Annotated in this window: 25 protein-coding genes; 16 read left to right on the forward strand and 9 right to left on the reverse strand. The window is 72.3% G+C overall.

The features are described from left to right. Window positions 1–229: 229 nt before the first annotated feature. From SCK26_RS08095 to SCK26_RS08115, 5 genes are all read left to right on the forward strand, one after another. Window positions 230–1,804 (forward strand): IucA/IucC family protein, encoded by a 1,575-nt coding sequence (locus tag SCK26_RS08095; protein WP_318200582.1) that lies wholly within the window; start codon window positions 230–232, stop codon window positions 1,802–1,804. 106 nt (window positions 1,805–1,910) lie between these two features. Continuing rightward, window positions 1,911–3,452 carry a hypothetical protein gene (locus tag SCK26_RS08100; RefSeq protein ID WP_318200583.1) on the forward strand — a complete coding sequence of 514 codons (1,542 nt, stop codon included), beginning with the start codon at window positions 1,911–1,913 and terminating at the stop codon, window positions 3,450–3,452. A gap of 58 nt (window positions 3,453–3,510) precedes the next feature. Then, on the forward strand, window positions 3,511–4,254 hold the full coding sequence (locus SCK26_RS08105; RefSeq protein WP_318200584.1) for an NUDIX hydrolase: 744 nt from the start codon (window positions 3,511–3,513) through the stop codon (window positions 4,252–4,254). A 65-nt stretch (window positions 4,255–4,319) separates the two neighbouring features. Next, a complete protein-coding gene (locus SCK26_RS08110; RefSeq protein WP_318200585.1) occupies window positions 4,320–5,582 on the forward strand; it encodes a VWA domain-containing protein in 1,263 nt (420 codons plus the stop codon). Next, on the forward strand, window positions 5,582–6,382 hold the full coding sequence (locus SCK26_RS08115; RefSeq protein WP_318200586.1) for a hypothetical protein: 801 nt from the start codon (window positions 5,582–5,584) through the stop codon (window positions 6,380–6,382). The genes SCK26_RS08110 and SCK26_RS08115 overlap by 1 nt, the downstream gene beginning before the upstream one ends. A gap of 106 nt (window positions 6,383–6,488) precedes the next feature. Here SCK26_RS08115 and SCK26_RS08120 read toward each other — a convergent pair whose 3' ends face one another. Next, the gene (locus tag SCK26_RS08120) at window positions 6,489–7,115 is read right to left on the reverse strand and encodes a helix-turn-helix domain-containing protein (RefSeq protein ID WP_318200587.1); all 627 of its coding nucleotides are present in this window, start codon (window positions 7,113–7,115) and stop codon (window positions 6,489–6,491) included. 81 nt (window positions 7,116–7,196) lie between these two features. Between SCK26_RS08120 and SCK26_RS08125 the strand changes: the two genes are divergently transcribed. The 6 genes from SCK26_RS08125 to SCK26_RS08150 all read left to right on the forward strand — a co-directional run bounded on the left by SCK26_RS08125 (window position 7,197) and on the right by SCK26_RS08150 (window position 13,021). After that, window positions 7,197–8,405 carry a pyridoxal phosphate-dependent aminotransferase gene (locus SCK26_RS08125; RefSeq protein ID WP_318200588.1) on the forward strand — a complete coding sequence of 403 codons (1,209 nt, stop codon included), beginning with the start codon at window positions 7,197–7,199 and terminating at the stop codon, window positions 8,403–8,405. A 107-nt stretch (window positions 8,406–8,512) separates the two neighbouring features. Beyond that, window positions 8,513–10,447, forward strand: a complete 1,935-nt coding sequence (locus tag SCK26_RS08130) for a trypsin-like serine peptidase (RefSeq protein ID WP_318200589.1) — start codon at window positions 8,513–8,515, stop codon at window positions 10,445–10,447. Between the two features lie 28 nt (window positions 10,448–10,475). Beyond that, window positions 10,476–11,090, forward strand: coding sequence for a DUF4232 domain-containing protein (locus SCK26_RS08135; protein ID WP_318200590.1), 615 nt, complete (start codon window positions 10,476–10,478; stop codon window positions 11,088–11,090). Window positions 11,091–11,165: 75 nt separating this feature from the next. Further along, on the forward strand, window positions 11,166–11,765 hold the full coding sequence (locus SCK26_RS08140) for a histidine phosphatase family protein (RefSeq protein WP_318200591.1): 600 nt from the start codon (window positions 11,166–11,168) through the stop codon (window positions 11,763–11,765). A gap of 160 nt (window positions 11,766–11,925) precedes the next feature. Continuing rightward, a complete protein-coding gene (locus tag SCK26_RS08145) occupies window positions 11,926–12,546 on the forward strand; it encodes a hypothetical protein (RefSeq protein ID WP_318200592.1) in 621 nt (206 codons plus the stop codon). 52 nt (window positions 12,547–12,598) lie between these two features. After that, window positions 12,599–13,021, forward strand: a complete 423-nt coding sequence (locus tag SCK26_RS08150) for an acyl-CoA thioesterase (protein ID WP_318200593.1) — start codon at window positions 12,599–12,601, stop codon at window positions 13,019–13,021. A gap of 77 nt (window positions 13,022–13,098) precedes the next feature. Here SCK26_RS08150 and SCK26_RS08155 read toward each other — a convergent pair whose 3' ends face one another. The 8 genes from SCK26_RS08155 to SCK26_RS08190 form a co-directional block, all read right to left on the reverse strand. After that, complete coding sequence (locus SCK26_RS08155; protein ID WP_318200594.1) at window positions 13,099–14,466, reverse strand: nucleobase:cation symporter-2 family protein; 1,368 nt, start codon at window positions 14,464–14,466, stop codon at window positions 13,099–13,101. A gap of 301 nt (window positions 14,467–14,767) precedes the next feature. Then, a complete protein-coding gene (locus tag SCK26_RS08160) occupies window positions 14,768–16,153 on the reverse strand; it encodes an 8-oxoguanine deaminase (protein ID WP_318200595.1) in 1,386 nt (461 codons plus the stop codon). 68 nt (window positions 16,154–16,221) lie between these two features. Further along, entirely contained in the window at window positions 16,222–17,634 is a 1,413-nt protein-coding gene (locus tag SCK26_RS08165; protein WP_318200596.1) for a nucleobase:cation symporter-2 family protein, read from the reverse strand. Between the two features lie 64 nt (window positions 17,635–17,698). Continuing rightward, complete coding sequence (gene pucL / locus SCK26_RS08170) at window positions 17,699–18,622, reverse strand: factor-independent urate hydroxylase (protein ID WP_318200597.1); 924 nt, start codon at window positions 18,620–18,622, stop codon at window positions 17,699–17,701. Window positions 18,623–18,626: 4 nt separating this feature from the next. Further along, entirely contained in the window at window positions 18,627–19,028 is a 402-nt protein-coding gene (gene uraH, locus SCK26_RS08175) for a hydroxyisourate hydrolase (protein WP_318200598.1), read from the reverse strand. A 4-nt stretch (window positions 19,029–19,032) separates the two neighbouring features. Next, entirely contained in the window at window positions 19,033–19,545 is a 513-nt protein-coding gene (gene uraD / locus SCK26_RS08180) for a 2-oxo-4-hydroxy-4-carboxy-5-ureidoimidazoline decarboxylase (RefSeq protein WP_318200599.1), read from the reverse strand. A gap of 152 nt (window positions 19,546–19,697) precedes the next feature. Further along, complete coding sequence (locus tag SCK26_RS08185; protein ID WP_397951998.1) at window positions 19,698–20,009, reverse strand: helix-turn-helix domain-containing protein; 312 nt, start codon at window positions 20,007–20,009, stop codon at window positions 19,698–19,700. Between the two features lie 47 nt (window positions 20,010–20,056). Then, window positions 20,057–20,320, reverse strand: a complete 264-nt coding sequence (locus tag SCK26_RS08190) for a hypothetical protein (protein ID WP_318200601.1) — start codon at window positions 20,318–20,320, stop codon at window positions 20,057–20,059. Window positions 20,321–20,468: 148 nt separating this feature from the next. Between SCK26_RS08190 and SCK26_RS08195 the strand changes: the two genes are divergently transcribed. The 5 genes from SCK26_RS08195 to SCK26_RS08215 all read left to right on the forward strand — a co-directional run bounded on the left by SCK26_RS08195 (window position 20,469) and on the right by SCK26_RS08215 (window position 25,477). Further along, complete coding sequence (locus tag SCK26_RS08195) at window positions 20,469–21,326, forward strand: TIM barrel protein (RefSeq protein WP_318200602.1); 858 nt, start codon at window positions 20,469–20,471, stop codon at window positions 21,324–21,326. Between the two features lie 68 nt (window positions 21,327–21,394). After that, on the forward strand, window positions 21,395–22,309 hold the full coding sequence (locus tag SCK26_RS08200) for a 2-hydroxy-3-oxopropionate reductase (RefSeq protein ID WP_318200603.1): 915 nt from the start codon (window positions 21,395–21,397) through the stop codon (window positions 22,307–22,309). A 171-nt stretch (window positions 22,310–22,480) separates the two neighbouring features. Next, a complete protein-coding gene (locus SCK26_RS08205) occupies window positions 22,481–23,944 on the forward strand; it encodes a catalase (RefSeq protein WP_318200604.1) in 1,464 nt (487 codons plus the stop codon). Window positions 23,945–24,364: 420 nt separating this feature from the next. Beyond that, window positions 24,365–24,598 (forward strand): hypothetical protein, encoded by a 234-nt coding sequence (locus tag SCK26_RS08210; RefSeq protein ID WP_318200605.1) that lies wholly within the window; start codon window positions 24,365–24,367, stop codon window positions 24,596–24,598. 159 nt (window positions 24,599–24,757) lie between these two features. Beyond that, window positions 24,758–25,477, forward strand: a complete 720-nt coding sequence (locus tag SCK26_RS08215; protein WP_318200606.1) for a TIGR04222 domain-containing membrane protein — start codon at window positions 24,758–24,760, stop codon at window positions 25,475–25,477. Window positions 25,478–25,489 lie beyond the last annotated feature (12 nt).

Below are 25,489 nucleotides of genomic sequence, written 5' to 3' on the forward strand. Positions count from 1 at the left end.
GGCCGGTCCCGGGACGCAGCCGCACGCGACCGACCCCGAGAGCGCCGTACTCGGTCGCCTCGGACACCGCCGCCACGCCCGGCCATTCCCGGCACCGCCGTACCCGACCGCCCCCGAGACACCGCCATGCCCGGCCACCCCCCACCCTGCCCTACCCGGACCACCCCGGCACCGCCACGCCCGGCCATCCCCCGCACCGCCCACCCGCCCGGTCCCCGACAATCGTGCCGTGCCCCGCCTACCCCAGGAGCCGACCGTGTGCCCTGCCCCCGCTGCCGCCGAGTCCGTGATCGCCGAGGAGCTGGCCGTGGTCCGGCCCGGCCTGCTGCCCCGGTACGCGGCGGAGCTGCCCGGCGCCCGGGCCGCCGTGCTGACCCGGCTGTGGCGGGCGCTGGTCCACGAGCCGCTGCCGTTCGTCACCGGCCGGGAGTCCGGCGCGCACGGCCTCACGCTGCGTCTGGCCGACGGCCGGCGGCTGCGCGGGCCGCACGCGGACCCGTACGCCACCGCCGCGTACGTCACCGCCGTGCGCCTGGACCGGGAGCGGTACGCCGATCCGGCGCGGCTGATGTACTCCCTAGGGGTGCCGCACGCGACCGGGTTCGCGGCGGAGCTGGCGCACAGCGTGGCGTCGCTGGCGCTGTCCCGGGCCGGTGCGGACCGGCGGGAGCGAGAGGAGTGGCCGGTGGGGGTTCCTCCGGCGGGAGGCCGGGAGGGGGACTGGGAGTGGGAGCGGCGGGTGACCGACGGGCACCCGTTCCACCCGGGCTGCCGGTCCCGGCCCGGTTTCTCGGTGGCGGACCAGCTGGCGTACGGCCCGGAGCACGGGCCGGTGGTGGAGCTGGGCACGGTGCCGGTGCCGACGGCCGAGTGCGTGGTGTCCGGCGAATGGCCGGACGAACTCCGCGACGGCGGACGGCTGTTGCTGCCGGTGCATCCCTGGCAGGCGACGCATGTGCTGAAGCGGTCGTACGACACCTGGCGCCCGGCGCGGCCGTTGATGTCGCTGCGCACGCTGGCGCTGCCCGGCGGACCGCATGTGAAGACCGCGCTGAGCGCCCGGCTGACGTCGTCGGTGCGGGACATCTCCGTGTACTCGGTGCGGGCGGCGGCGCGACTGACGGCGTTCGCCGAGGAGTTGGCGGCGCGTACCGACGGGCTGCTGCACATCACCCGCACGCTGGCGGCGGCGACCGCGCACTCCCCGGATCTGGCCGCGCTGCTGCGGGAGTCGCCGGAGGTGTACGCGGGGCCGGGCGAGCGGGTGGTACCGGTGGCCGCGCTCACCACCACGTCGCTGCCCGGCCGTCCCGGCTGGCTGGCGGCGTTCACCCGGCTGGCGCTCACGGTGGGCCTGCGCCTGCTGGACCTCGGCGTGGCCCTGGAGGCGCACGGCCAGAACCTCCTGGTCGTGCTGGCGGCGGACGGCACTCCGAGGCGGCTGGTCTACCGCGATCTGGCCGACATCCGCATCAGTCCCGCCCGGCTGTCCCGGCACGGCCTCACCCCGCCCGGCCTCACGGGCCGCCTGATCACCGACGACCCGACGGCCCTGCGCCGCAAACTCTTCGGCTCCCTGCTGGCGGGCGCCCTGGCCGCGACGGCGGGCTCCGCCCCCGCCCTGGCCGCGGCCCTGGAACCCACCCTGCCGGCCCTCCCCCGAACCCCCGACCTCCCCGCCCTGCGCGAATCGCCGCTCCCGGCGAAGGCCCTGACCTTGATGCGCCTCACACCCGACGGCGGCGGGGACATGTGGACGGAGCTGCCGCATCCCTGTACGGCACACTTTCCGGCGACAAACTGATGAGACGTCATCTTTAATAGACGCTCTGACGCGTTGGCCCCGTTCGATCGTCCGGCGGTGTGCCGAAGGCCGGCCGGCCCGGACACGAGAGCCTCGAAAGCAGCAGATGACTGACGTCGACAGCAGTGACAGCCTGATGACCCCGATCCAGCCCGAACAGCTGGAGCCCGGTGCCGTGATCGCGCAGTCGCTGGACAACCAGTGGGTCCCCGCACAGCTCACCAAGGACATGATCGATCGCGGTCAGTCGCTGGAACAGATCGGCCACCGGCGCCTCCGGGAGGTGCGCGCCGAGTACTTCCGCAGTCTCATCAACGCCAGCCAGGTCGTGATCAACCGCGCGTACTTCTACAACAACGACGCGATCAGCCGCGACCTGGTGACGGAAGGCGAGGCACGGGAGGCGCACCGCAGGCTCCTCGCCTCGGGAGCGATCGTCCCGTTCCTGCTGAACGAACGGCACCCGGCCGAGGAACCGCCCGCCTATCTTCACCTGCGAAGTGATGGATTCACGGGCTGGCAGGAGACGCTGACGGGCATGCCGTCCGGTGACCGGGTGCGTTGTGTGCGCATGTCGTGGGACGACTCCCCTGGCGACCAGGAGAACCGGGACCGCACCCGGATGCGGCTCTACCAGCCGTTCGCCGAGAAGGTCCAGGGGCTCACCGCGAAGGACATCGACATCCTCGCCGCCCAGGTCGGAGTGGCCCGCGAGGACGCCGACCGGTTCGGCGAACGGCTCGGCGAGGTGGTCGGCTTCAGCAACGGCCTCAGCGTGCGCCGGCAGCAGGTCGTCCGCAACACGCTGTACGAGGAGTTCGTGTCGGTGCCCGGCACGAACGTGGCGGAGGGCAGATACGACCGCGACAAGCCGTTCGCGGCGGAGATAAAGCAACTGCTGGATCTGATCTACAACGTCAACCTGGCCGATGCCCTGGGTCGTTACCCTCTCACGCCCGTCGGCAGCCTGCGGCGCGTGGTGCTGCAGGAGGCCCGCGAGGCCAGGGCCGCCACCGTCGGTGCCGTCGAGGACCCGGAGCAGTTGCTGACGTTCCTGCGGCGGCAGACCTTCGCCACCGTGCAGGACCACCTCACGCCCGCGGCGGTCGACGCCCTGAGCCTGCAGGACATCGTGCGGCTGCGGGAGACACCGGTCTGGAACGCCTACATCCGCGCGTTCGGCGCGCTCACCGCGGCTCCGGAGGCGTTCCACGACCACGCCGGTCAGGTGTTCGACTGCTACGTCCGGCTCAACTCCGAGATCCTCAAGCTGGCACGGGAGCGCCGGCAGGCCCGGCCGGCCGTTTGGCGTCCGGTGGTCGAGGTCGTCGTCACCGTGGGCGCGGCCGTGTTCACGGCCGTCAGCGGCAACGACATCTGGGAGGTGGCCGGTTCGGTCCTGCCGCTCACGGTGAGCGGCTCGCTCACCGGTTCGGTGCAGTTGGTGCTGCGCAACCGCGTGGCCGGCCGGCAGGAGCAGAGGTTCGCCCGGGAGATCGCGACCGTGCGGCTGGCGAGTGAGCGAGAATGGTCGCAGTTCCACGACCTGGTACGCCGCTTGCCCGGCTACCGGGACACGGCGGGTCCGGCCCGGACGGGCGCGGCCTCGGCGACCACCCAGGACAACGAAGACCTGCCCGAATACTGACCGCCGACCGGTCACCGACGAGCCGGAGTTCAGCCGTGCACAGCCTGCCGAGGCCCCGATGAACCGGTACGAGGCCCTGCGCCGGGTCGCCCCGGAGTGGTTCCGCGAGGATCCCGAGGGGATCAGGATCCTCACGGATCCGGCGCTGATCCGCGACGCCCGCAGGCAGGTGACGACGGCCCGGCTCAGCGGGCGCGGCGGCCCGTTCGGGGCGCTGTGGGCCCGGTTGCGGGCCGCGCTGCGGCCGGTCCCGGCGGGCGTGGTGTCGGCCGGCCGGTATCTGTGGCACCTGCGCGACCCGGTGCGTTTCCCCGACGGCCGGCTCGGTCTGTACGACCGCATCCTGCCGCCCCCGGGGTCCTCTCCCGGTGTGGTGGTCCTGCCGCTGGCGGGCCCGGAGGAACGGGTGGTACTGATCGAGCACTACCGGCACGCCACCCGCAGCCGGCACTGGGAGCTGGTGCGCGGCTTCGGTGATCCGGGCGCCACCCCTCTGGAGAACGTCACCCGGGAATTGCGGGAGGAGATCGCCGCCACCCCGTCGGAGCTAGTCCCCCTCGGCGAGGTGCACCCCGACACCGGTCTGCTGGCCCACAAGGTCTCCCTCTACGCGGCGCGCGTGGACGGCTTCGGGGAGTTGGAGAAGGGCGAGGCGATCCACCGGGCGATCGCGGTGACACCGGCCGAGGCCGAGGAGATGGTGGCCGACGGACGGATCACCGACGGCTTCTCCATCGCCGCGCTGTACCGGGCGCGGCTCGCCGGCCTGTTCGGCGCGGGGCCATCGGACGGTGGCGGCTGAGCGCCGGTCACCGAGCCTGTCCCGGCGTTTTGGAGTCCGGCGTGTCTGATCAATAGGATCCGGCGATGATCAGAAGACAACGGCTGGCGGTGGGGGTCTGTGCGCTGCTCGCCGCCCTGAGCGCCGGGATCGCGGTTCCGTCCGGTGCGGTCGCCGGCGAGACGGAGCAGGACGCTCCGAAGGTCGAACTCGTGCTGGACGTCAGTGGTTCCATGCGGACCCGGGACATCGACGGCGGCACCCGGATGGCCGCGGCGAAGCAGGCGTTCAACGAGGTGCTGGACGCGACGCCCGAGGAGGTCCGGCTCGGTATCCGTACGCTGGGCGCCAACTACCACGGTGACGACCGCAAGGAGGGCTGCAAGGACACCGCGCAGCTGTATCCGGTCGGCCCGCTGGACCGGACCGACGCGAAGACGGCCGTGGCCACGCTGGCGCCCACCGGCTGGACCCCGATCGGGCCCGCGCTGCTGAAGGCGGCGGACGATCTGAACGGCGGGAACGGCACCCGCCGTATCGTGCTGATCAGCGACGGCGAGGACACCTGCCAGCCGCTCGACCCGTGCGAGGTGGCCCGGGAGATAGCCGCCAAGGGCATCGGCCTGACCATCGACACCCTCGGCCTGGTGCCGGACGCCAAGACCCGCGCCCAGCTCAGCTGCATCGCGGACGCCACCGGCGGCACGTACACCGACGTCCGGCACAAGGAGGAACTGAGCGACCGGGTTGGCCAGTTGGTCGATCGCGCGGCGGACCCGGTGGTGACCCCGGTCGCCACCGAGGGCGCCGACCGGTGCGAGAAGGCCCCGTCCCTCACCTCCGGTCTCTACACCGACCGCGAGGAGTTCGGGCAGCAGCGCTGGTACAAGGTGGCCGTCGAGCCCGGCCAGGAGCTGCGCGCCTCGGTGAGCGTGGCGGACGACCGGGCCGTCGCCCCGCACTACGGGGTGCTGCTGCGGGCGGTGACCGTGCACGGACGGGAGATCGTGCGCGGCGAGGCCGCGGGCACCGGCCGTACGGACGTCATCTCCACCGGTCTGCGCTATCCCAAGCAGGACAGCGACGACGACTCGGCGCCCGCGGAGACGGTGTGTCTCCAGGTCACCCACTCCTTCTCGGCGGCCTCGGGCGTGAAGACCACGCCGGGTCTGCCGCTGGAGCTGACCGTGGACGTGGTGGACGGCCCCTCGGGCCACCACGACGTGGCCTCCTTCGGCCTCGGCCGCGGCTGGTGGCTGCTCGGCGCACTGGTGCTGGCCGGCTTCCTCGCGGGTCTGCTGTGGGGCTGGGTGTCACGCTGGCGGGTCGCGGTCTGGAGGACGAACTGATGCGGATCACACGCGTACTGGGCGCCGCGCTGCTGGCGCTGGGGCTGGCCGCCGGACCGGCCGCCGCCGATTCCTCGCCCTCGCCGAGCGCCTCGGCCGACGGTGACGCGCCCACGCAGGCGGGCACCTCCTTCCGTACGGCGACGGAGATCGAGCAGGGCGAGCGGGCCACCGCCTCCGGCTCCACCGGCGACTACCTGTACTGGTCCTTCCCGGCGGACACCGGACAGCGCCCCACCGTCGAGGCGACGGTGAAGCTCCCGGCCACACACGGCGCGCAGACCTGGCAGCTCGACGTGTACGACGGGCTGCGGCGCCGTCAGGCCTGCCAGTACGGCGCGCAGTCGCGCACCGCCGCGCCGGACGCCGGCACCGTCGGACTGGCCTGTGTGCTGCGTACGGTGCGCGGCTGGTCGGAGGCGTGGGCCAACGACCCGTTGCCGGGCACGTACTACATCCGGCTGACGGTGGTGGACCTCGCCGCCTCCGACCTCGGCCAGCCGGTCGGCGCCGAAGTACGCGTCGACTCCAAGGACATCGGCGGCGCGGCGGCGGTCGACGGCTCGCTGGGCAAGCCGCTCGTCCCGGGCATCGCCGCCAAGTCCGCGGCGGACGAGGACGGTTCGAAGGGAGCCGTGCTGTCCAGCTTCGGCCGGGACGACGGCTGGTCGTCCGGCTGGTGGTCCGACCGCTGGGTGTGGACCGGGATCGGCGGCGTGCTGGCCGCGCTCGCCGGCATCGGCGGCTACGCGCTGACGCGCGGGTCGGGCCGGCCGTCCCGGGTGCCGCCGGGCGCCTGAGCCGTACACCTCGCGAGAAACGATGAAGGCCCGCCGCTTTGGCGGGCCTTCGTCCGTACCGCGCCGGCCCCCGCGGGGCTCACCGCACCGGCCACGCGACCGCCCGTCACGCCTCGCGCAGCGCCTTGGCGAGCGTGCCCTCGCCGGTCACCGTCACCCGTCCGTCCCGTACGGCCTGCGGCAGGGCCAGCTCGCCGCGGGCGACGGCCTCGCAGGTCGCCGCGTCCATCACCAGGTACGCGTCGGCCGTACCGGGCGCGGGCCCGTCACCGTAGACCGGCCCTTCCTCGGCGCCGGCACGGAGGTAGAACTCGCCTTCCTCCAGGCGTACTTCGACGAGCCCCTCGCCCTCCAGAGACCGCAGCAGCGGCAGCGCGAACCAGTGCGCGCGCACCGCGTCGGTGGGTCTGCGCTCGCCCAGCTCGCGCGCGCCCCAGCTGCCCAGCGCCTGGAGGACCGGCAGCAACTGGCGGCCGCGCGCGGTGAGTTCGTACACGTACACGGCGCCCGGCGGAGGCAGCCTGCGGCGGGTGGCGAGGCCGTCGCGTTCCATCTCCTTCAGCCGTGAGGCGAGTACGTCCGTGCTCACGCCGGGCAGGTCCGCGTGCAGATCCGTGTAGCGGCGGGGGCCGGCGAGCAACTCCCGGACGATCAGCAGGGTCCATCGGTCGCCGACGAGATCGAGGGCGCGGGCGGTGGAACAGTACTGGTCGTAGCTTCGGCGAGGTGACATGCGACGCAGTGTAGACGCGTTGTTGGACTTTCCAAGCTCTCACTTGGTAAAACCAAGCAACACGAGTTCCCGGAGGGGCGCATGGAGTTCCGGCAGTCCAACAAGCTCAGCGAGGTGTGCTACGAGATCCGCGGCCCGGTGATCGAGCACGCCAACGCGCTGGAGGAGGCGGGGCACAGCGTGCTGCGCCTGAACACCGGCAATCCCGCGGCCTTCGGCTTCGAGGCGCCGGAGGAGATCCTCCAGGACATGATCCGGATGCTGCCGCAGGCGCACGGCTACACGGACTCCCGAGGCGTGCTCTCCGCCCGCCGCGCGGTCGCCCAGCGCTACCAGGGCTTGGGCCTGGACGTCGACGTGGACGACGTCTTCCTGGGCAACGGCGTCTCGGAGCTGGTCTCCATGGCCGTCCAGGCGCTGGTCGAGGACGGCGACGAGATCCTCATCCCCGCACCGGACTTCCCGCTGTGGACGGCCGTCACCACGCTGGCCGGCGGCAAGGCCGTGCACTACCTGTGCGACGAACAGGCCGACTGGAACCCGGACCTGGCCGACCTCGCGTCGAAGATCACCGACCGCACCAAGGCCGTGGTCATCATCAACCCCAACAACCCGACGGGCGCGGTCTACCCGAAGGAGGTCGTCGAGGGCATCCTCGACCTGGCCCGCCGGCACGGCCTGATGGTGTTCGCGGACGAGATCTACGACCAGATCCTGTACGACGACGCCGTCCACCACTCGGCCGCCGCGCTCGCCCCCGATCTGGTCGTCCTCACCTTCTGCGGTCTGTCCAAGACCTACCGGGTGGCGGGCTTCCGCTCCGGCTGGCTGGTGGTCACCGGTCCCAAGCAGCACGCCAAGGACTATCTGGAAGGCCTGACCATGCTGGCCTCCATGCGGCTGTGCGCCAACGCGCCCGCGCAGTACGCCATCCAGGCCGCGCTCGGCGGACGCCAGTCCATCCGCGAACTGACCCGGCCCGGCGGACGTCTGCACGAACAGCGGACCGTGGCCTGGGAGAAGCTGAACGAGATCCCCGGCGTGTCCTGCGTCAAGCCCAAGGGCGCGCTGTACGCCTTCCCGCGCATCGACCCCAAGGTGCACCCGATCCACGACGACGAGAAGTTCGTCCTGGACCTGCTGCTGCGGGAGAAGATCCAGGTGGTCCAGGGCACCGGCTTCAATTGGCCCGCTCCCGACCACTTCCGCATCCTGACCCTGCCGCACGCGGAGGACCTGGAGGCGGCGATCGGCCGGATCGGCAGGTTCCTCGCCGGGTACCGGCAGTAGGCGGGACCGGCGCACCCGAACCGGCCACCGCAGTCGAGTTGGCCCGTTTCGCTCGCTTGTGCGAAGATCACCGCGCATGATCGGGGGACTTCCGCGACGAGCCCTCGGTGCGCGCCCGACCAGCGCCGCACCGCACCGCCGCACCGCACCGCACCGCCACGCCCCCGGTCCGCTCCATCGACCAGGGGGAAACAGCAGTGTTCTCGTACGGAAGACCGGTCACGCACGGACGGCCGGCCGCTCGCGGCAGGCGTCGCGGCGCGGTCGTCGCCCTGCTCTGTGCGGCGCTGACCGCGGTCGTGGTACCGGCCGCGCGGGCCGGTGCGCCGGCGCCGGCCGCCGGGCAGGAGGCGCGGCAGGCCGCGCGGTTCTGGACCGCCGAGCGCATGGCCGGGGCGCGGCCGCTCGACGCGCTGCGGCACACGCCGCCGGCACCGACGGCACCTTCGGCGCCGGCCGCCGCGGCGGCCCGGCCGAAGGGCACCCTGTTCAAGGGCACCCGGCTCGTCGGGACGTTCTTCGGCGCCGACGGGCCGCGCGGCACCGCCTGGCACTGCACCGGCAGTGTCATCGACACCAGGGCCCGGAACATCGTGCTCACCGCGGCCCACTGCGCGCGGAGCATGAAGGGCGACTACCTCTTCGTCCCGAAGTTCGTGAAGGGCGCGGCCCCCGACCGGCAGCCGTACGGCATCTTCCCCGTCAAGCGGATCTTCACCGACCCGCGGTACGTGCCCGACCCGGGCTCGACCACCACCAAGAAGGCCGTCTCCGACCTGGACACCGCGTTCGCCCGGGTCTCGGCCAACCAGTGGGGCCGGTCCCTCCAGGACGCGGTGGGCGGCGGACTGACCTTCACCCGGCCCTCGGGCTACACCCACCGGGGCGTCACCGTCGTCGGCTATCCCTCCCACCGGCACAACAGCGCCGGACGCGCGGTCAGGTGCACGGTGCCGACGAAGCAGTTGCGCGGATACCGGCAGCTGTCGATGACCTGCGGCGGCTACTACGGCGGCGTGTCCGGCAGCCCGTGGATCACCGACTACAAGGACGACGCCCGCACCGGCCACGTCATCGGCAACCTCGGCGGCTACAACGGCGGCGGCAACGACGCCAACGTGGACTACATCAGCTACGCCACCGCGTTCGGCGCCGACGCCGCGAACCTCCTCGGGTACGCCGTCGCCGATCATGCCCCGCCCGCCGATCTGCCTCCGTACCGAGGGCTGAAGGGCGGCCTGCCGGGCGGCGCCGGGCGCTGGCGCAAGGCCGCGCTCATGGCCTCCGGCGAGTACACCGGCGACCGGCACGGCGATCTGCTGGCGGTCTGGTCCGACGGCGCGGTCACCCTGCATCCGGGCGACGGCAGGGGCGGGTTCGCGGCCGAGAAGCAACTGCGGCAGGCCAACTCCACCTGGACGCACGCCCGGACGCTGACCGGCGGCACCTTCGCCGGCGGCGGGCGGGCCGGGCTGCTGGTGCGCTGGTCCGACGGCGAGGTCACCCTCTACCCGCAGCCCGGTCCCGCCGGGCTGGGCCGGGAGATCCGGATGGCGGCGCCGGGCTCCGCCTGGAAGAACGCCGTCCAGCTCACCGCCGGGGCGTTCCGCGCCGGCGGCGGCACCGCCCCGCTGGTCCGCTGGGCCGACGGCGGGCTCACCCTGTACCCGGGGGCCGGCACCGGCGGACTCGGCGCCTCCACCCGGCTCCTTCCGGCGGGCGGCACCTGGACCAGGGCCGCGTTGCTGACCGGCGGCGACTTCGGCGGCACGGCCGCCGGGGACCTGCTGGTGCGCTGGTCCGACGGCGCGCTCGACGTCTACACCGGCACCTCGGCGGCGGGACCCGGCGCCAAGTCCCGCCTGCGCGGCCCGAACGGCCTGTGGCAGCAGGCCCGGGTGCTGACGGCCGGCGCCTTCCGCCACGACGGCCCGGCCGACGACCTGGTCGTGCGCTGGTCCGACGGCGAAACCACGCTGTACGCCGACACCCGCGCCAAGGCCCTCGGCACCGAGTACACGCTGGTCCACCCCGGCACCTGACCGCACCACGGCACTTCCAGGGGGAACGATGCCCGCCACCACCCGACCGGCCGCCGGCCTCGCCGCACGCACGGCCGGCCTCGCTCTCACGCTCGCGGCAGGCCTGACGCTGACGGCCTGCGGCACCACCACGACCGCCGCACCGGCCGCCACCGCACCGGCCGCCACCGCACCGCCCTGCCGTACCGCCTCGCTGGCCTGGACGCTGTCGCTGCTCGACGGCGACGGCGACGGCGACAGCGACGACGGTGACGGCGCGGGGCGGGGAGGCCACCGGTCCGGGGCCCGTCTCGTCGCCGTCAACAAGGGCTCCGGCCCCTGCGTGTTCTCCGGGTTCCCGGGCCTGGAGATCCACCACGGCAAGGCGGACGGCATCGAGGGCACCGGCGCCGGCCGTCCCGCGGCCCTCTCGCTGCCCGGCCAGGCGGCCGTCGCCGTGGACCTCCGCTACACCCGCCGCGGCACGCCGGGCGCGGACACCTCCTGGTGCGTACGGCAGCACGAGGCCACCGTCAGGGCACCGCACGACACCGACGGCACGGTCGTCCCGGTCACGGACGCGCACGGGAAGGCGGCCGTGCTCGACGCGTGCGGGGAGACCATCGCCATGGCGGCCCCGCACCGCACGGCCGCCGGGAGCTGACGGCGGCGGGCGCGCACAACGCCGTCCGGCGCAGTTCGTCCTGCGGGCGGCGGGGACCCATGGCACCGTGCCGTCATGGGTGACCTCTTTCTCGTCCGGCACGGGGAGACCGAATGGTCGCGGTCCGGGCGGCACACCGGCCGGACCGACGTACCGCTGACCGAGCACGGGCGGGACGAGGCGCGCCGGCTGGTCCCCCTGATCCGCTCGCACCGGATCGGAGCGGCCTTCGTCAGCCCCCTCCAGCGGGCCCGGGAGACCGCCGAGCTGATCGGCGTCCCGGACGCGCGGGTCGACGCCGACCTGTGCGAATGGGACTACGGCGGATACGAGGGCGTGACCACGCCGGAGATCCAGCGGAGCCGCCCCGGCTGGTTCCTGTTCACCGACGGTGTCGCACCAGGCCCTCCCGGCCGTCCCGGCGAGAGCCCGGAGCAGGTCGGGGAGCGCGCCGACCGGATGCTCGCCAAGGCCGACGCCGCCCTCGCCAACACGGAGGGGGTCGTCGTACTGATCGCGCACGGCCACTTCCTCCGCGTCCTCACCGCCCGCCGCCTGGGCCTGTCGCCCCGGCACGGCGCCCTCTTCCAGCTCGCCACGGGCGCGCTGGGCCGCCTCGGCACGGAGCACGGCCGCCATGTGGTGGCGGGATGGAACATCCGGCCACCGGAGTAGCGGAGCCGCCGCCCCGGCCGTACGGGCAGGAGCGACGACGCACCGCGCACCGGTCGTTGTCGGACCCCGGTCGTACTCTTCGACCGGGGCCCACGACGGGCCCGGGCGGCCGTCCGCGGGGGCGGGGCCCAGGAGTCAGCGGTGCCGGAAGGAGCAGCCCGTGACCCGACCGCCGTCCGCCGCGCAGCGACGGGTGATCGAGGAGGCCGATCCGGTGACCGGGCGGCTGCGCGGTACGCCGGCCCAGCTCGCGGCGCTGGTGCGGCGGGGCCTGGCCTTCCGCCACCCCCGGCCGCCGCACGACCACTTCCTCACTCCGGCCGGACATCGCGTCCGGGAGGAGGTGCCCGGGCCGCCCGCCGGATCGGCTCCGGACACCGGGGTGTTCACGGCCCGGGTCGGCGGCGAGGAGGAACCGGCGGTGTCCGGCCCGGCCCGGCGCCGGGAGGTGCACAGTGCCTGGCAGGGGCTGCTGGAGCTGCGCAGGATGACGCATCCGCACGGCGCCGTGGACCGGCCCTGCGGCTGGGAGCGGACGCATCTCGTGCGGGCCGCCGCGCTCGCGCTGGAGGCGGCCGGACACCGCCCGGCGGACGCGGACGCGGACGGGTACCGGGTCCGGGCGACCCCGCAGCCGGAGGCGGTCGCGGTGTACGCGCCGGACGCCCGGACGCTGGCGGCCTGCGCGGCGACGCTGGAGGAGGCCGGCTGGCAGACCGGCGAGTACACCGAGCCCAGGACGAGGGCCCGCTATCTGCTGGCCTCGCCGCGCCGGGTGTGACCGGCGTGTCAGGATCGGCCGACCGCAGTACCGAACACGAGAAGGGCGCGCAGTGACCGAACCGTTTTCCGTCCGGGTGACCGTCCGCGGCTACGAGACCGACACCCAGGGACATCTCAACCAGGCGGTATACCTCAACTACGCGGAACACGCCCGCTGGTCGCTGCTCCAGGCCGCCGGGATCAGCCAGGCCGGGCTGGTCGGCCGGGGTGTGGGACCGGTGGCGCTGGAGACCACCATCGGCTTCCGGCGGGAGCTGCTCGCCGGCGACGAGGTCGACGTGACGTGCGCCTTCGAGTGGGGCGAGGGCAAGACGTTCCGGATCCGGCAGGAGATACGCAAGACCGACGGCACGCTCGCCGCCGAGGTGACCGCGGTGGGCGGCATCATGGACCTCACGCAACGCAAGCTGGTCGCCGACCCGCGCGCGGTGTTCAAGGAACTGGCGACGGACCCCGCCCTGTTCGGCCTGTAGGCCTCCGCACGCGCGACGGGGCCGGGGGCGACGGTGTGCTCCGTCTCCCCCGGCCGGCCGGGTCCCGGCACCCGGTGTCAGCGGACGGCGGCGATCTCCTCCCCCGCCTCCATGGGATGGGTGACGTCCTGTGCCTCGCGGCCCTTGCCGAGGTGGTTGAAGAGCAGGTTGAGCACCACGGCCGTGACGCAGCCGGTGGAGATGCCCGAGTCCAGGACGATCTTCGCGGTCTCCGGGAAGGAGTGGTAGAACTCCGGCGCGGTGATCGGGATGATGCCGACCGCGAGGGACACGGCCACGATCAGCACGTTGTTGTCCTTGTCCAGGCCGGCCCGGACCAGGGTCTGGATGCCGCTCGCGGCGACCGAGCCGAACAGGACGATGCCGGCGCCGCCGAGGACCGGCCGGGGCACGACCGCGATCAGCGAGGCGGCCATCGGGCACAGGCCCATCAGCACCAGGAAGCCGCCGCCGGTCGCGACGACGTACCGGCTGCGGATCCGGGTCATCGCGACCAGTCCGATGTTCTGGGCGAAGGCGCTGCACATGAAGCCGTTGAACAGCGGGCTGAGCGCGGAGCCGAGGGTGTCGGCGCGCAGGCCGGCCGCGATGGTCTTCTCGTCGGCGGGGCGTTCGACGATCTCGCCGAGGGCCAGCATGTCGGCGGTCGACTCGGTCATCGAGACGACCATGACCACGCACAGGGAGAGGATCGCGGCGAGCTGGAACCGAGGGGCGCCGAAGTGGAACGGGGTCGGGAAGCCGACCACGTCGGCGTCGGCGACCGGGCCGAAGTCGGTGACGCCGAACGGGATCGCGAGAAGCGTGCCGGCGACCAGGCCGATCAGCACGGCGATCTGCTTGACGAAGCCCCGGGTGAAGCGGCGCAGCAGCAGGACGATCAGCAGGGTGATGCCGGCCAGGGTGAGGTAGGTGGTCGAACCGTAGTCGTGGGCCCGGGGGTCGGGGCCCTGCGCCCAGCCGAAGGCGACGGGGAGCAGGGAGACGCCGATCAGGGTGATGACGGAGCCGGTGACGACCGGCGGGAAGAAGCGGATCGCCTTGCTGAAGAAGGGCGCCGCGACGAAGCCGAGGAGGCCGGCGACGATGACCGCGCCGAAGATGACCGGCAGGGCGTCGGACTTGTCCTTCGTGGAGGCGACGATCGCGGTCATGGGGGCGACACCGGCGAAGGTGACGCCGTTGACGAAGGGCAGCCGGGCGCCGATCTTCCAGAAGCCGAGCGTCTGGAGGAAGGTGGCGAGGCCGGCGGTGAACAGGCAGGCACCGGTGAGGAAGGTCAGCTCGGTCGCGCTGAGGCCGATGGCCGCGCCGACGATGAGCGGTGGTGCGACGACACCGGCGTACATGGCGGCCACGTGCTGCAGGCCGCTGGTCGCCATTTTCAGGGCGGGGAGTTTCTCGTCTACGGGATGGGCGGCCACGGCGGCTCCTCCGGGCGGGTGACACGTCGATCGTCGACGCGGGTTTCATGGAGGTGGTGCGGGCGGTCGTGCGGGACCTCGCGGGGGGTGGCTCGATGAAGCGGTGACGAGTGTGTGGGGGTATGGGGCGATACGGGGGGTGTGTGGAGCGTGAAGAGGTGTGGGGTGTGTGGGGGTGGCCGTCCCCGGGGGCGTGCGTCCGCACGCGCCCCGGGGACGGTATCGCCGTGGATCCCGCTCGGATCCACGGGTCCGGCCGGAAGCCGTCCCTCCCGGCCGGAGTCTCGGGTGAACCCGCTGATCAGCCCTGGGCGGCGATCCGGGCGAGGCGCTGGGCCTCCTCGCGGGTGCTGACGGCGACGGCGTCCTCGTCGACGGTCAGCAGGCGGCCGTCCTCGACGATCTGCCGGCCGTTGACGAAGGATGCGGTGACCGGCGCCGCCGCGCCGAAGACCAGTGCGGTCACCGGATCGGTGATGGAGGCGTGGGCGAGGGTGTCCATCTTCCACAGCACCACGTCGGCCAGCTTGCCGGGCTCCAGCGAGCCGATCTGCTCGGCCCGGCCGAGGACCTGGGCGCCGCCGTACGTGCCGAGCCGCAGCGCCTGACGGGCGTTCAGCGCGGCCTCGCGGTGTGCGCCGAGCCGGTTGATCAGCAGGGCGTTGCGCAGCTCGGTGTGGAGTTCGCCGGACTCGTTGGAGGCGGTGCCGTCGACGCCGAGGCCGACCGGGACGCCCGCCTTCAGCATGTCGGGGACGCGGGCGATGCCGGCGGCGAGGCGGGCGTTGGACGACGGGCAGTGCGCGACACCGGTCCGGGTGCGGGCGAACGCCTCGATGTCGGAGTCGTTCATGTGGACGCAGTGCGCCATCCACACGTCCTCACCGAGCCAGCCGGTGGACTCGAAGTAGTCGGTGGGGCCCATGCCGAACAGCTCGTGGCAGAACTTCTCCTCCTCCACCGTCTCCGAGCCGTGGGTGTGCAGCCGCACTCCCAGCCGGCGCGCCAGCTCGGCGCCCTCGCGCAGGAGTTCGGTGGACACCGAGAACGGGGAGCAGGGGGCGACCGCGACCTGGGTCATGGCGTCGAAGGAGGCGTCGTGGTGCTTCTTGACGGTCTCCTCGGTCGCGGCGAGCGCGCCCTCCAGGGTCTCGACGGCGAAGTCCGGCGGCAGCCCGCCGTCCTTCTCGCTGCGGTCCATCGAGCCGCGGGCCAGCGTGAAGCGCACGCCCGTCTCGGCGGCGGCCCGGATGATCGACCCGGACAGGTCGCCGGAGCCGTGCGGGTAGACGTAGTGGTGGTCCATGGCGGTGGTGACACCGCCGCGGGCCATCATGGCGAGCGATCCCCGCGCCGCCGCGTACGTCATCCGCTCGTCGATCCGCGCCCAGGTCGGGTAGAGCGCGACCAGCCAGTCGAACAGGTTGTGGTCGGTGGCCAGGCCCCGGGTGATCCACTGGTAGAAGTGGTGGTGGGTGTTGACCAGACCGGGCGTGGCCAGATGGCCGCGCCCGTCGATCCGGCGCACCACGTTCTCCAGTCCCTCGGGAGCCTTGCCCGCACCGACCGCCTCGATCCGGTTGCCGGCGAGGACGAGGTACCCGGAGGCGTACTCCGTGTCGCCCGCGTCCACGGTGGCGATCGCACAGTTCTCGATGACGACGCGCTGGGCTGCCGATGGTGCCATCGTGCTTCCTTGTCTTTCGGTGGCGGCCCGTGGTCCAGGGGGTCCCACGGGGAGGGCACGGCAGGACCCTAGGAGGATTTGAGTGCCGGAGCCGGCTGCGGGCTCCGGGTGCCGAGATGGTGGAAGAACAGGTTCAGCAGGACGGCGACGAGCGCGCCCGCGCTGATGCCGGAGCCGAGGACGGTCTGCGCCCAGGCCGGGAAGTCGGCGTAGAAGGTCGGCGCGGCCAGCGGGATGATGCCGGCGCCGAGTGCCACGGCCACCAGGATGATGTTGGAGCTGTCGTCCAGGCCCGCCTCGGAGAGCGTCCGGATGCCGCTGACGGCGATGGAGCCGAAGAGCACGATGCCGGCGCCGCCGAGGACCGGCATGGGGACCAGGGAGACGACCGCGCCGAGGACCGGGAAGGCGCCGAGGACGATCAGGCTGCCGCCGGCCACGGCGACGACGTAGCGGCTGCGCACCCGGGTGAGCGAGACGACGCCGACGTTCTGGGCGAAGGCGGAGGTGGGAAAGCCGCCGAAGACCGGACCGAGCAGGGTGGCGATGCCGTCGGTGCGCAGGCCCCGGGTGATGGTCCGGGCGTCGGTGCGGCGCTCGCAGATCTCGCCGAGGGCGAGCATGCCGGCGCTGGACTCGGTCATCAGCACCAGCATCACGATGCACAGCGAGAGGATGGCGGCGGGCTGGAACTCCGGGGCGCCGAAGGCGAACGGGGCGGGCAGCGCGGCGACGGGCGCGGACTTGATGCCGCTGAAGTCGGCCATGCCGAAGGGGATCGCGGCCAGGGTGCCGACGAGCAGCCCGAAGAGCAGGGCGACCTGTTTGACGAAGCCCCTGCCGAAGCGCTGGATCAGCAGGATGACGGCGAGGGTGAATCCGGCGAGCGCCAGATAGCGCATGTCTCCGAAGTCGGCGGCGGTCTTGTCGCCGCCTTGGGCCCAGCCGACCGGGACGGGCATCAGCGTGACGCCGATCAGGGTGATGACCACGCCGGTGACCAGGGGCGGGAAGAAGCGGAGCAGCCTGCCGAAGAACGGGCCGAGGGCCAGGCAGAAGGCGCCGGCCACCATCACCGCGCCGTAGATCGCGGGGAGTTGGTGTCCTTTGCCGTTGGTCTCGGCGATCGCGAGGATGGGGGCGATGCCGGCGGAGGAGGCGGCGTTGACGAAGGGCAGCCGGTTGCCGACGAAGCCCTTGACGCCGATGGTCTGCAGGATGGTCGCGATGCCCGCGATGAGCAGGCTCGCGGCGATGAGCCGGGTGCGGGCCGCGATGTCGAGCCCGCAGGCCTGGCCGATGATGAGCGGAGGAGTGACAACGCCTGCGTACATCGCGGCGATGTGCTGGAGCGCGGCGGGGACGAGCCGCGAGGGGTGGAGCTTCTCGTCCACCGGGTGCACGGACGTGACGGCGTCCTCGATGTGCACCGGCGGGGTGGAACACGGGGCTTTCGCCGGCCCCTTTGCAGGCTGTGCCATTTCGTTCCCTCCGGTGTAGCGCGCCCCCGGCCCGTCAGGCCGGGCCGGGGGCGGGCGTCCCGCGTCAGAGGTTGGTCATGTCGACCGGGATACGGGCCTCACAGCCGTCCCGCAGGATGGTGGCCTCGATGAGGCCGTAGGGACGGTCGGCGGCGAAGTAGACCTCGTTGTCGTTCTTGAGACCGAACGGCTCCAGGTCCACGAGGAAGTGGTGCTTGTTGGGCAGGGAGAAGCGGACCTCGTCGATCTCGCTGCGGTTGTTGATGATGCGCGAGCCCATCTGGTACATCGTCTGCTGGAGCGAGAGGGAGTACGTCTCGGCGAAGGCGTGGAGCATGTGCTTCTTGACCTGCTCGTAGGACTTCTCCCAGTTGGGCATCTTCTGCGCGTCGTCGGTCCAGTTGAACCGCCAGCGGCCGGCGACCTGGGTGGCGAGGATGCGGTCGTACGCCTCCTGGAGGGTGGTGTACTTGTCCTTGACGTAGCCCCAGAACTCGGAGTTGGTCGAGTTCATCACGACCAGGTCCTTCAGGCCGGAGATGACCTCCCACTGCTCACCGTCGAAGGTGATCTGGGTGAGGCGGACCTCCTGGCCCTTGCGGACGAAGGAGTGCTTGACGTCGTCGGCGCCGATGAACCTGCTGTTGGCGTCGGAGGTCTCGATCCGCTCCCAGGCGTATTCCTCGATGCGGATGCGCGCCCGGTGGATCGGCTCCTGGCTGGTGACGAAGTGCCGGGCGAGGTGGATGCCGAACTGCTCGGCGGACTCGATGCCGTATTCCTTGGCGAACGCGTACACCGTGTTCTTGGTGGTGTCGGTCGGCAGGACGTTGGCGTTGGAGCCCGAGTAGTGGACCTCTTCCATGTCGCCGCTCAGTGCGATGGAGACGTTGAGGTCCTTGATGTGATGGGTGGCGCCGTCCCGCGTGATCTTGACGACTCGGTTCTCGGCCTTGCCGTACTGGTTCTGTCCCAGGATGGTCGGCATGTAGCTAGCTCCCTCGGTAAACGGAGTAGCCGAACGGGTTGAGCAGCAGCGGTACGTGGTAGTGCTCCCCGGGCACCACGGCGAAGGTGATCGCCACCTCGGGGAAGAACACGGCACCGCTGTCCCGGTTCGCGGGGGCGTCCTGCTGCGCATCGGCTTGCTTCTTCGCAGAAATTTCGAAGTACGGCTCGACCGCGAAGTCCAGCCGCACATGGGTGGTCCCCTCCGGCAGGGCCGGCAGGTCCTTGCACCGGCCGTCGGCGTCGGTCGCCGAGCCGCCGAGCGCCTGCCAGTCCGCGTCGCGTCCCGCGCGGGCGAAGAGGCGGACGGCGACGCCCTCGGCGGGGCGGCCGATCGAGGTGTCCAGGATGTGCGTGGACACGGAGGCGGTGGTGCTGGTGCTCATGGTGTCAGGCGTCCTCTTCGACGAGTCGGGCCAGTCGGATGCGGTTGATCTTGCCCAGCTCGGTGCGGACGATCTCCCGCTCCCGCTCGGGCGAGTTGCCGATCCGCTCCTTGACCGCGTCGCGCATCTGCTCGCCGGTCCGGCCGGTGGCGCAGATGAGGAAGACATGCCCGAACTTCTCCTGGTAGGCCAGGTTGAGGTCGAGCATCTCCGCCTTGAGCTCCTCGGAGGCACCGGCCATGCCGCGCTGCTCGCGGGCGGAGGCCGGGTCGCCGGGCCTGGGCCGCCCGATCGGCGGGTGCCCGGCCATCGCCTGCGCCAGGTCCGCCGCGCTCAGCTCGGCCATGGCGGCGTCGCTGGCGGTGTAGAGGTCCTCCGGAGTGGCGTAGGGGCGGGTGGCGAGCAGTCGCCGGGCCCACTCCGTGGAGGCGCACGCCTCGTGGAGGGCGGCGAGGGCCTCGCGCTCCTCCAGATCGTTGAACCGGGCCAGACCCGGGGGCGTGGAAGTCGTCGTCACGGGAGCCTCCGTGGCCGCTTCGGGCCGTTGTGCTGAACGGGCTGCGGATAGCTAACGCCCTCGGAAACATCACGTCAACACTTTGTTGAAAATTCCGCGTAACAAGCCGGGTTGGGGGCCGAACGGCCCTTGCGGCCCCCGGTTCGGCCCGGTCAGACGCCCTTCTCGCGGTTGAGGTAGTTGTAGACCGTGAAGCGACTGACGCCGAGCGCGCCCGCCACGGTCTCCACGCCGTGCCGCACGGCGAACGCGCCGCGCGCCTCCAGGATCCGTACGACCTCCTGTTTGGCCTTGCGGTCCAGGTCGGCCAGCGGCCGGCCCTCCTTGCGCTCCATGGCGGCCAGGATGTGGTCGAGGGAGTCGGCGAGCTGGGGCAGGCGTACGGCGACGACGTCGGCGCCCTCCCAGGCCAGCACGACGTCCTCCGGGCCGGCCTCGTCGGGCGGGAGCATCGTCCCGCCCATGGCGTCCACCAGCGGCTTCACCGCCGCGATGAAGGGCTCCTCCGCGGTCACCTATCACCCTCCCCGGTTCCGTCGCCGATCACGTTGACCTGGAGCGAGACCCGGGTGGCACCGGCCTGGAGGGTCTTGCGCAGCAGCGCGTCCACCGCGCCGAGCACCCGGTCGGCGCCGCCCTCGGCCGTATTGCCGAAGGGGCCGACGTCGACGGCGTCCAGCTCGGCCGTCTCGATGATCTCGCGCGCCACCAGGGCGTGCGCGGGTGCCTCGTCCAGGTCGAAGGGCTCGGTCGTGAACTCCACTCTCAATCGCACGCACTCAACCTAACGCGCGAGGCGGTCGCGGGGGCAGCCGTCGCGGACACCTCTTGACAAGCGGCGACACCCGACGGCAATCTTCCATTACGCAGAAACGAACTTCCGTAATACGGAATATCGACCCACGGAAGGGAGCGCGGCCCGAATGCCAGGTTTCGAGTGGAGCACCGCCGCAGACCAGCGCTTCAACGTCAACCTGTCGATCCTCTTCACGGAACTCCCGCTCCTGGAGCGCCCCGCGGCCGCCGCCGCGGCGGGCTTTACCGCGGTCGAGCTGTGGTGGCCCTGGATCGACTCCCCCACTCCGGCCCGGTCCGAGCTGGACGCCCTGAAGCAGGCGATCGAGGATGCGGGGGTCCGGCTCACGGGCCTGAACTTCTACGCCGGACGGCTGCCGGGCCCCGACCGCGGCGCCCTGTCGCTGCCGGGCGAGGAGTCGGAGAGGTTCCGCGCCAGCATCGACGTGGCCGCCGGCTTCGCGGCCTCCCTCGGCTGCACGGCGCTCAACGCGCTCTACGGCAACCGGGTCGAGGGCGTGGACCCGGCCGAGCAGGACGCGCTCGCCCTGGAGAACCTGGCCCTCGCGGCCCGGGCGGCCGACCGGATCGGCGCGATCCTGCTGATCGAGGCGCTGAACAAGCCCGAATCGCCGCTGTATCCGCTGGTGTCGGCGCCGGCCGCCATCGAGGTCGTCGACAAGGTCAACGCGGCGACGGGCCTCGGGAACGCCAAGTTCCTGATGGACCTCTACCACCTGTCCATGAACGGCGAGGACCTGCCCGCCGTCATCGACGCCTGCGCGGCGAAGACCGGGCACGTGCAGATCGCCGACAACCCCGGCCGCGGCGCCCCCGGCACCGGCTCGCTCCCGCTCCAGGAGCTGCTCGGCCGGCTGCGGAAGGCCGGTTACGACGGCTGGGTCGGCCTGGAGTACAAGCCGGGCGACCGCCCGAGCGCCGAGGCGTTCGACTGGCTCCCGCGCGAGGCCCGCGCGGCCCGCTGAGCCGCCGGCCCCGCACACCGGCCGCCCTTCACAGACGTACAGCCGCAGTAAGAGAGGCACCCCGAATCATGAGCAACCTCGCAGCTTCCTCCCACCCGACCCGCCCTGCGATCGCGTGGATCGGCCTCGGCATCATGGGCTCCCCCATGTCCGAGAACCTGATCAAGGCGGGCTACCAGGTCACCGGTTACACCCTGGAGAAGGAGAAGCTGGACCGCCTGGCCGCCGCCGGCGGCACCGCGGCCGGCTCGATCGCCGAGGCCGTGCGCGACGCCGACGTGGTCATCACGATGGTGCCCGCCTCCCCGCAGGTCGAGGCCATCGCCTACGGCCCGGACGGCATCCTGGAGAACGCCCGGTCCGGCGCCCTGCTGATCGACATGTCCTCGATCACCCCGCAGACCTCGGTGGACCTCGCCAAGGCCGCCGAGGACAAGGGCATCCGGGTGCTGGACGCCCCGGTGTCCGGCGGCGAGGCCGGCGCCGTGGAAGCGGTGCTGTCCATCATGGTCGGCGGCGAGCAGGCCGACTTCGACGAGGCCAAGCCGGTCTTCGAGGCCCTCGGCAAGACCATCGTGCTGTGCGGCCCGCACGGCTCGGGCCAGACCGTGAAGGCCGCCAACCAGCTGATCGTCGCCGTGAACATCCAGGCGTGCGCCGAGGCCGTGGTCTTCCTGGAGAAGTCGGGCGTGAACCTCCAGGCCGCCCTGGACGTCCTCAACGGCGGCCTGGCCGGCTCCACGGTGCTGACGCGGAAGAAGGACAACTTCCTCAACCGCGACTTCAAGCCCGGTTTCCGTATCGACCTGCACCACAAGGACATGGGCATCGTCACCGACGCCGCCCGCAACGTCGGCGCGGCCCTGCCGGTCGGCGCCGTGGTCGCCCAGCTGGTCGCCAGCCTGCGCGCCCAGGGCGACGGCGGCCTGGACCACTCGGCCCTGCTGCGGGCCGTCGAGCGCCTGTCCGGCGCCCGGGTCTGACGGCTCCTCGCACTTCCGGGCCGCGGTGCCGCCGACACCTGTCCTGTCGCGCCCAGGCGGCGCCGCGGTCCGGAATCGACTTCAACAAAGTGTTGACGCTCTGATCGCCCCACTTCTAGGCTCCACAAAGCGGAAACAGTTTTCCGCTGACACCCGCACGGAAGGTCCACGATGTCGAAGCGCGTGCTCACGACAGAGTCCGGCGCACCGGTCGCCGACAACCAGAATTCCGCCTCCGCCGGCGTCGGCGGCCCGCTCCTGATCCAGGACCAGCACCTCCTGGAGAAGCTCGCGCGCTTCAACCGCGAGCGGATCCCGGAGCGTGTCGTGCATGCCCGCGGCTCCGGCGCGTACGGCCACTTCGAGGTGACCGACGACGTCACCGGCTACACCCACGCCGACTTCCTCGCCTCGATCGGCAAGCGCACCGAGGTGTTCGTGCGCTTCTCCACGGTCGCCGACTCCCTCGGCGGCGCCGACGCGGTCCGCGACCCGCGCGGCTTCGCGGTGAAGTTCTACACCGAGGAGGGCAACTACGACCTCGTCGGCAACAACACCCCGGTGTTCTTCATCAAGGACCCGCTGAAGTTCCCCGACTTCATCCACTCGCAGAAGCGCGACCCGTTCACCGGCAAGCAGGAGCCGGACAACGTCTGGGACTTCTGGGCGCACGCCCCCGAGGCCACGCACCAGGTGACCTGGCTGATGGGCGACCGCGGCATCCCGGCGTCGTACCGCCACATGAACGGCTACGGCTCGCACACCTACCAGTGGACGAACGCCAAGGGCGAGGCATTCTTCGTCAAGTACCACTTCAAGACCAACCAGGGCATCCGCTGCCTGTCCGCCGAGCAGGCGCAGGAGCTGGCGGGCAAGGACCCCAACTCGCACCAGACCGACCTGCTCCAGGCGATCGAGCGGGGCGTGCACCCGTCCTGGACGCTGTACGTGCAGATCATGCCGGCGGCCGAGGCGGCGGACTACCGCTTCAACCCCTTCGACCTGACCAAGGTCTGGCCGCACAGGGACTACCCGCTCCGGCGCGTGGGCCGGCTGGTCCTCGACCGCAACCCGGACAACGTGTTCGCCGAGGTCGAGCAGGCCGCGTTCTCCCCGAACAACTTCGTGCCCGGCATCGGCCCGTCCCCGGACAAGATGCTCCAGGGCCGGCTGTTCGCCTACGCGGACGCCCACCGCTACCGCCTCGGCGTCAACCACACGCTGCTCGCCGTGAACGCCCCGAAGGCGGTCCCGGGCGGCGCCCGGAACTACGGCCGCGACGGCTTCATGGCGGTCAACGGCCAGGGCCGGCACGCCAAGAACTACGAGCCGAACTCCTACGACGGCCCGGTGGAGACCGGCCGCCCGCTGTCCGCCCCGCTTCCGGTGGCCGGTCACACGGGCAGCCACGTGGCTCCGCTGCACACCAAGGACGACGACTTCTTCCAGGCCGGCGAGCTGTACCGGCTGATGTCGGACGAGGAGAAGTCCCGCCTGGTCGCGAACATCGCCGGCGGCCTCTCGCAGGTCTCCCGCGACGACGTGATCGAGAAGAACCTGGCCCACTTCCACGCCGCCGACCCCGAGTACGGCAAGCGCGTGGAGGAGGCGGTCCGCGCCCTGCGCGAGGACTGAGTCCCAAGACTGCGTCCGGGACGTGACGGGGAGGTCGTGCCCCGGACGCGAAGACCCCGCCGCCCTCGGGTGATCCGGATGAGGGGTGATCACCCGGGTACGGCGGGCAGGGCGAGGACCGCGGTGGCGTGCGAGCCAGTGCGGTGGTGAAGGAGATACGGGCTCCCCTCTCGACCAGAGGGAGGGGACGTCCGCCTCCGTCGCCGCCACCGCGGTCCCGGCCCGATCCTCCGGCCCCGCCGCCGGAGGAACACCGGCCCCGTCCGGCGGCGCGATCGACCTGTCGCGCCCAGCCTCGCGCCGTCGGACGGCCACCACCTGGTGGACGAAGCGCTCCCTCCGGTCCGGAGGGAGCGCTTCGCGCCGTCCGGGGCCGGCTCCCGGCGTGCGCGTCCTCCGTGTCCGCAGCACGCTGAAGGCATGGGCAACCCGACACAGCACCCGCACATCGTGGTCCACTCCCCCGCCCTGGACGGCTCCCGGCGGGTCACCGAGGGGGACGTGACGCTGGGGATCGCCTCGCACCTGGACGACGTCGTGGAGATCCTGCGGCTGGCCGACCTGGACCGGATCGAGGTGGAGGTGAGCGACCTGATCGAATGGCAGGGCGGCGGACCGGACGACTGGCCCGGCCTGAGCGAGCACGACTTTTAGCGACGCGGCCTGCGACAGGCGTCGTAGACGGGCTACGCAACCCTCAAATCAAGCTCTGAACAGCGCCGACGAGGCTTCGACGGCCGCTCGCGGCGGGCACAGTACGTGCAGACGGGGCCCGCCTGCACGGGGGCGGCGGGCCCCGCACGGGGGTGTCTCATGGGCCGTACGACGCCGGTCGCCGTTCCTTGTCCGTACGCGGTCGCGCTGCTGCGCGGAGGTGACCGCGCCGCCGTGACCGTCGCCGTGCTCGCCCTGCACCTGCGCGGCGGAGTCGAGGCGGGCCGGCCCGGCACGCTGCGCAAGACCACGACGGGCGGCGCGGCGCCGCATCGGCACCCGCTGGAGAAGGCGGTCCGCACCGGCCTGTACCGGCCCGCCGGACCGTCGGAGCTGCCCGGCCGGGCCGTGGTGCGCCGGGCCCTCGTCCGGCTGCGGGCCGAGCTGACGGCCGAGGGGCTGCTGCGCCCGCTGCCGCCCCGCCGCACCCGCGCCGCCCGCCGGCTGCTGACGGCCCTGCGCGAGCGCCGGCCGCTGCCGCAGGGTCCCGGCGGTCTGCCCGAGGAGGAACTGCTGCTCGCCGTCGCGCTGTACGGCGAACGGGCCCTGACCGTCCTGGTACCGGACTTCGCCCGCCGGGCCGGGCTCACCGGCCGCGGCGCGCTCGCCGACGCGGGCCGCTTCCCGTTCGGCCGGGGCACCGACCACCGCCTGTTCCCCGACGACGAGCACGACACCTACGACGCCTACGACACCTACGACGGGACACCGGACGACCGGGACGGCGGCGACCGGGACCAGGGCGGCGGTGCGCACACCGGGTACGAGCACGGCGGCCACGACTACGGCGGCGGTTGCGGAGGCGGCGGATTCGACTGAGGGCATGCCGAA

The sequence above is a fragment of the Streptomyces sp. SCL15-4 genome, assembly GCF_033366695.1.
GTDB lineage: Bacteria > Actinomycetota > Actinomycetes > Streptomycetales > Streptomycetaceae > Streptomyces.